Genomic DNA, 375 nt, shown 5'->3' on the forward strand with positions numbered 1-375 from the left:
TGGCCTTGACTTTCTTAAAGATCAGCATGTTCTTGATCACAGTAGTTTCCTGTTCTTCAAAAACTCCTTCTTCTTCAGCTACATCGGTGATGGCAAGGAATTCTTCCCTGCTCATGGAATTTACGTGAGCAGATTTCCCTATAAGGCGGGTGGTAAGCAACATCAACCATAGAATTCCGGTATATTTAAGTGGCAGCACAAAGATGGTGAGTGTTTTAGCAGTAAAATTCCCCAGGGATTTCCAGTAAGTGGCACCTATGGTCTTCGGAATAATTTCAGAAAGAATGAGAATGGCCAAAGTCATTACTGCCGACACTATTCCCACTGCGTTGCCACCATCTCCATAGACTTTTTCGGCCTGCACCCCCACCAGGA

At 44.5% G+C, this 375-nt stretch carries 1 protein-coding gene; it reads right to left on the bottom strand.

Annotated elements, in window-relative coordinates:
* On the bottom strand, window positions 1-375 hold a 375-nt coding region (locus HC175_RS20455; protein WP_168139871.1), incomplete at both ends, for a CNNM domain-containing protein.

Source organism: Salinimicrobium oceani, assembly GCF_012037645.1.